The 5,671-nt window shown below is 32.4% G+C and carries 5 protein-coding genes; all 5 read left to right on the top strand.

Annotation, left to right across the window (positions count from 1 at the left end; translation table 11 throughout):
• Nucleotides 1–709 precede the first annotated feature (709 nt).
• The 5 genes from QM536_09340 to aroC all read left to right on the top strand — a co-directional run bounded on the left by QM536_09340 (nucleotide 710) and on the right by aroC (nucleotide 5,610).
• The gene (locus tag QM536_09340; protein MDI9357212.1) at nucleotides 710–1,102 is read left to right on the top strand and encodes a hypothetical protein; all 393 of its coding nucleotides are present in this window, start codon (nucleotides 710–712) and stop codon (nucleotides 1,100–1,102) included.
• The gene (locus tag QM536_09335; GenBank protein ID MDI9357211.1) at nucleotides 1,072–2,049 is read left to right on the top strand and encodes a DUF5777 family beta-barrel protein; all 978 of its coding nucleotides are present in this window, start codon (nucleotides 1,072–1,074) and stop codon (nucleotides 2,047–2,049) included. Before QM536_09340 ends, QM536_09335 begins: the two co-directional genes overlap by 31 nt.
• An 89-nt stretch (nucleotides 2,050–2,138) precedes the next feature.
• On the top strand, nucleotides 2,139–3,083 hold the full coding sequence (locus QM536_09330) for an Rpn family recombination-promoting nuclease/putative transposase (protein ID MDI9357210.1): 945 nt from the start codon (nucleotides 2,139–2,141) through the stop codon (nucleotides 3,081–3,083).
• A gap of 19 nt (nucleotides 3,084–3,102) precedes the next feature.
• Nucleotides 3,103–4,527, top strand: a complete 1,425-nt coding sequence (locus QM536_09325) for a BatD family protein (protein MDI9357209.1) — start codon at nucleotides 3,103–3,105, stop codon at nucleotides 4,525–4,527.
• Between the two features lie 3 nt (nucleotides 4,528–4,530).
• Nucleotides 4,531–5,610: a chorismate synthase gene (aroC, locus tag QM536_09320; GenBank protein ID MDI9357208.1), complete on the top strand. Its 1,080-nt coding sequence runs from the start codon at nucleotides 4,531–4,533 to the stop codon at nucleotides 5,608–5,610.
• The last annotated feature ends 61 nt before the right edge of the window (nucleotides 5,611–5,671 follow it).

The raw sequence follows: 5,671 nt of genomic DNA, 5'->3' as shown, positions 1-5,671 counted from the left end.
CAATCAACCTTTTCGGATAATTCGGACAAAAAAAAGTCTACAAACTCCGGAAGAAGAAACTCTATTATGTTTTTAAAGCTATTATCATAATCTAAACGGTATTTTCTTCTATTCATTTTTACAGGTTCTTTCTCTTTAAAAAAAAGACTTTTCATAGTGGAATCACATTCAAATGTTAAAATACATTTGTTGAATATAATTTTTGCCTAATGTGAGTAATTTACTCATCTTACTCAAAAATATAATAAAATTTCATACTTTTAACATTTTAAATGTTAGTAAACCTTACACTCATTTGAATTATTGAAATTTTTGCTGATGTATATTCTGATTATTTGATTTATTTTAATTCTTATACAACTACAACAAGAATAGCATCCCTTCTTGACATAAAACACTATAAAATTACAAGGGAATTTTGATGGGAAGTATTTACGGTACTTTTCGAGGTGAATTCAGATTTCCTAAATAACTACACCTTTTTAAAATAGAATGCGTATTCTTTGAATAGTTAGAGCTTAAAATCGTAGAGTAATGTTTACTATGCTCCGTAAGAAAAACTATGTAGAGATAAACAAAAAATAGTTTTTGTATTTTGAAACGATATTAAAAACGAAGTAAAAGATAAATACCATAACAAATATATTTATTGTGTAAATTGAAACATTATGTTACTATGTATTTTATTATTGTATAATCTCAAACAGATATGACTAAAAACAACATTTTCTTTTTCATTTTTTGTATAGGGTTCGCATTATTGTTCAGCAGATGTTATTTTGATAATGTAGAAACGCTCTATCCATCAGCTATAAGCACCGATTGCGATACTACTCATATCACTTTTTCACAATCCGTGATGCCGATATATGCTGAATATTGTGAATCTTGCCATAGTTCCACTACTTATACTGCTCTGGGAGGAGGATATAATTTAGATGGGTATCAAAATTTTGTAAAATACCAAACCCTTATCGTGTTAGACATTGAACAAAAGGTTGGAACTTCTTATAATGCAATGCCTAAAGGAGCATCAAAACTTTCAAATTGTAAAATAACTATTATAAAAAAATGGATAGAACAAGGGTCACTTCAAAATTAATAAAAAAAAATATCTTTGCATTTGGTTTATTATGGGTCTTGTCCGTTCCTCTCTTGGGGCAAGAACATACAACAGATGATTTAGAAAATTTATTAGTGGAAACAGAAGAGGAACCATCTTTTACCAAAGCCACTTTCAAGTCATCCCGAATAATAAATGGGCATTCTGTAGAACGGGTCGCTAAAAATTCATTAGAATTTAGAATAAGCCATCGCTTTGGAGAAATGTTTCCCAATGCATCTCATACAAATGCAAATAACACAGGATTAAATACTCTGTATGGAATTTTTGCATCAGCAAATATACGATTAGCGGTAGAGTATGGAATATCAGATAGGTTTATGATTGGCATAGGAAGAAGCAATTACCAACAGTCATGGGATGGATTTGCTAAGTTTGCAATGCTCCGTCAGGGAAAAGGAAAAAAAACAAGTTTTATTTCTCTTGTATATTTGGGATCTGTATCTATAAATGGTTTACGAGGGGATAATACACTCTCTTTCTTTACTTCTCGATTGGCATATACACATCAATTACTGATAGCCAGAAAATTCAATGAGCATCTATCTCTTCAGCTTATGCCTACCCTCGTTCATAAAAATTTAGTAGATAAAGCTGCTGATATGAATCTATTTCCCATAATGGGATTTGGAGGAAGGTTCAAGATTTCTAAAAGAGTGGCTATCACGGGAGAATATTTTCTCAGAATCCCTACAAAAACACCTGTTTCTAGTATTCCAAACTACGAGAATAACTCAGATTCTTTTAGCTTGGGCATAGATATTGAAACAGGTGGGCATGTATTCCAGCTCTTTATTACAAACTCTGCGGCAATTATTGAAAAAGCATTTTTAGTAGAAACAAACTCTTCATGGAAAGAAGCTCAAATACGATTAGGGTTTAACATTACACGAGAGTTTGAGTTTCAAAAACGAAAAAACAAATAAATTTTGGAAGTATTTAAATAGTATATTCAAGAAAACCCTTACTTTTAAAATGTTAGTCAAAAAAAAAATTAAATATAAATAAAAGAAATATGAAAGCAAAGAGGTTAATTCGATTTGATTGGGCGATGAAAACTCTCTTGAGAGATAAGGCAAATTTTGATATATTAGAGGGTTTTTTATCTGCTTTATTGGAAGATGATGAAATAAAAATATTATCTCTCTTAGAGAGTGAGATGAATCAAGTAGATGAGAATGATAAATTTACTCGCGTGGATTTATTGGTAGAGGATAGTTCACACCGCAAGATATATATTGAAATTCAAAACACCCGTGAGATAGATTTTTTAGAGAGTTTATTGTATGCTTCCTCTAAAATAATTGTGAATCATCAAAAATTAGGAGAAGATTTTTCGAATATTAGTAAAGTAATATCTATTAGTATCTTATATTTTAATCTGGGAGAAGGAAGCGATTATTTATACAAGGGCATAACAGAATTTAAAGGGATTAATAATGGCGAGCGATTAGTAATAAGGAAAAAAGCAGAGATACCCGAAAGTTTATCTCCTAAATATAGTTTGAAAGAAAAAAATATTTTTCCTGAATATTACTTAATAACTGTAGATAGATATAAAGGCGTTATTCAAAAAAAAATAGATGAGTGGATTTATATTTTCAAAAACAGTGAGGTTGCTGAAGGATCTACTTCTAAAAATATAGATAAAGTAGAACAAAAATTAGCAGAGATAAACATGACAGAGATAGAAAGAAAAAGATATGAAAAGAATATCATAAACTGGGTGCGTGATAAAGATGCTTTCCGAACTGCTAGAATAGATGGAAGAGAAGAAGGAAAAATAGAAGAAAAAGTTACATTAGGATTAAAAATGTTAGACAAAGGGATTCCCGATATAACCATTCAAGAAGTTATAGAATTTACAGATGCACAAATGCAAATTCTCAAAACGGGATGGAAAAATAAACTTTCTGTTATAGAAATTATAAAAACAATTACAGATAAATCAATGTATTAACCAACAAATCATGTTAAATATGAAATATATAGCAATATTTTTGTGTGTATTTTGGAATGAAGTATTAGGACAGGTGCGTGTAGAGTTAGGAGCTGATGTTCTCCCAATAAATCAAATGTTTACCATAACTATTACGGTAGATAATGAATCTATTCGGCAATTAGATGATTTTCCTAATATTCCAGGATTTGTAAAAAGAGGAACATCCTCCTCTTCTTCTACTAATTTTATCAATGGAAATATGTCTTCCAGTATGAGCATCACTCAAAATTATGTAGCAACAAAAGAAGGAACGTTTGTGTTACCTGCATTTTCTCTCCATGTAAATGGAACAAAATACGATTTTCCAGGAAAAAAAATAAAAGTAGTAGCCGCTCAACAAAGACAACCCGACCCTTATGATCCATTTGGATTCGACCCTTTTCAATCAGTGTTTGGAGGAAGGAATCAATCCACCGAATTTGTAGATGTAAAAGATGATGCTCTGTTAGCCGTAACCGTAGATAAAAACGAAGTTTATGTTGGAGAAGGATTTCATACCACTATTTCTTTTTTAGTTTCAGAAAGTAACCAAGCCCAATTACAATTCCATCAATTACCCGAACAACTGAATAGCATCATAAAAAGTATAAAACCCACTACCTGTTGGGAAGAAAATTTTAATATTCAAAATATAGAAAAAGAACAAATACGGATAAACAATAAAAATTACTCCCAGTACAAGCTCTATGAAGCAACTTTTTATCCTACTTCTTTGAAAGACGTGGTTATTCCAAAGGTGGGATTAGAACTCATAAAATATAAAGTAGCAAAGAACCCTTCTTTTTTTGGACAAAATCAGATGGAAGACTTTAAAACCTTTTATTCAAAACCACAAAGAATCCGAGTAAAGGACCTACCACCTCACCCATTAAAAAATAATGTGCCTGTCGGCGTTTTTAATATAAGCGAAGAAATAGATAAAACGAAAGTAAATACGGGAGAGAGTTTTCTCTATACTTTTTCGGTTACGGGCGAAGGAAATATCAGCCATATAACCGAGCCAAACATTCCTAAAAACGATATTTTTGACTTTTATACCCCTAATAAAATGGAGAATATTACAAGAGCGAATGGAAAAGTCACAGGCAAATATACTTTTAGTTATTATGCTATCCCCAAAGAACCCGGCACCCACGCAATGGATACTTATTTTTCTTATATATTCTTTGACACGCAGAAAAAAAAATATGACACTCTTCATTCCAAAACAAATGTATTAGTGACGGGAGAAAGCCATAAAAATGCTACTATTCTTGCTAACGATGTAGGAGGATTTTATCAAAATATAGAAGCAGAAAATAATGACCTTGTTTCTTTAGAGAAACAATACCAAAACTGGTATATATATATCTTGCTTGTCTTATTTTTAGGAGGAAATGTATTGTTATATTTAAAAAAATAAAAAATGGGGAATAGCATAGGAAATATTTTAAAGATAACAACCTTTGGAGAGTCCCATGGAAAAGGAATAGGCGTTGTTTTAGAAGGATTCCCCGCGGGAATACATATTTCAGTAGAAGAAATAAGAAAAGAAATGCAACGCAGAAAGCCAGGACAATCTAAAATTACCACCCAAAGAAAGGAAGAAGACGAAGTGGAAATAGTGAGTGGAATTTTTGAAGGAATAAGTACTGGAATGCCTATCTGTATGCTCATACGCAATGAAGACCAAAAAAGCAAAGATTATGAGCACTTAGCAAACGTCTTTCGACCATCTCATGCGGACTATTCATATCAAATGAAATATGGTATAAGGGATTATAGAGGTGGGGGGAGAAGCTCCGCAAGAGAAACCGCTGCAAGAGTAGCCGCAGGGGCTTTGATAAAACAATTTCTTGTATTAGAAAATATACAATGTTTCGCTTATGTATCCCAAGTAGGAAATATAAAATTAGAAAAAAAATATAACGAAGTAGATTTCTCCCTCACTGATACGAATATGGTCCGTTGTCCCGACGAATCCATAGCTGAGCAGATGATCCATCTGATAGAACAAACCCGCAAAAAAAGAGATACTATTGGAGGAATCATTACGGGAGTAATACAGGGAGTTCCCCCAGGTTTAGGAGAACCTGTGTTTGATAAACTGCATTCGGACTTAGGAAAAGCAATGCTGAGCATAAATGCCGTAAAAGGATTTGAATACGGCAGCGGATTTGCAGGAATAGAAATGAATGGGTCCGAGCATAATGATATTTTTTATGCTGATAATGGAATAATAAAAACAAAAACAAACCATTCCGGTGGAATACAAGGAGGTATTTCTAACGGAGAAGACATCTATTTCAGGGTTGCTTTCAAACCTGTAGCAACTATTATGAAAGACCAAGAAACTGTGGATAGTCAAGGAAACTCCACCACTGTAACAGGGAAAGGAAGGCATGATCCATGTGTTGTTCCACGAGCAGTGCCTATTGTAGAGGCAATGTCCGCTCTAGTAATAGGTGATCATTTTTTACGAAACAAAGCAATACAACGATTATAAACGTATTTCATTCCAAATGCGAAAGTCTTAAAACTTTAGCAATTTTTTTATGCTATGAAAG

The sequence above is a fragment of the Chitinophagaceae bacterium genome, assembly GCA_030053935.1.
In the GTDB taxonomy this organism is placed as follows: domain Bacteria; phylum Bacteroidota; class Bacteroidia; order Cytophagales; family JASGCU01; genus JASGCU01.
The sequence above is the reverse complement of the archived record's forward strand: the minus strand, read 5'-3'. Positions and strand labels throughout refer to the sequence as shown.

What these genes read in the sequence shown, in the direction of transcription:
- QM536_09330 (MDI9357210.1), top strand. Translation starts at nt 2,139, where the DNA reads ATGAAAGCAAAGAGGTTAATTCGATTTGATTGGGCGATGAAAACTCTC.
- aroC (MDI9357208.1), top strand. Translation starts at nt 4,531, where the DNA reads ATGGGGAATAGCATAGGAAATATTTTAAAGATAACAACCTTTGGAGAG.
- QM536_09325 (MDI9357209.1), top strand. Translation starts at nt 3,103, where the DNA reads ATGAAATATATAGCAATATTTTTGTGTGTATTTTGGAATGAAGTATTA.
- QM536_09335 (MDI9357211.1), top strand. Translation starts at nt 1,072, where the DNA reads ATGGATAGAACAAGGGTCACTTCAAAATTAATAAAAAAAAATATCTTT.
- QM536_09340 (MDI9357212.1), top strand. Translation starts at nt 710, where the DNA reads ATGACTAAAAACAACATTTTCTTTTTCATTTTTTGTATAGGGTTCGCA.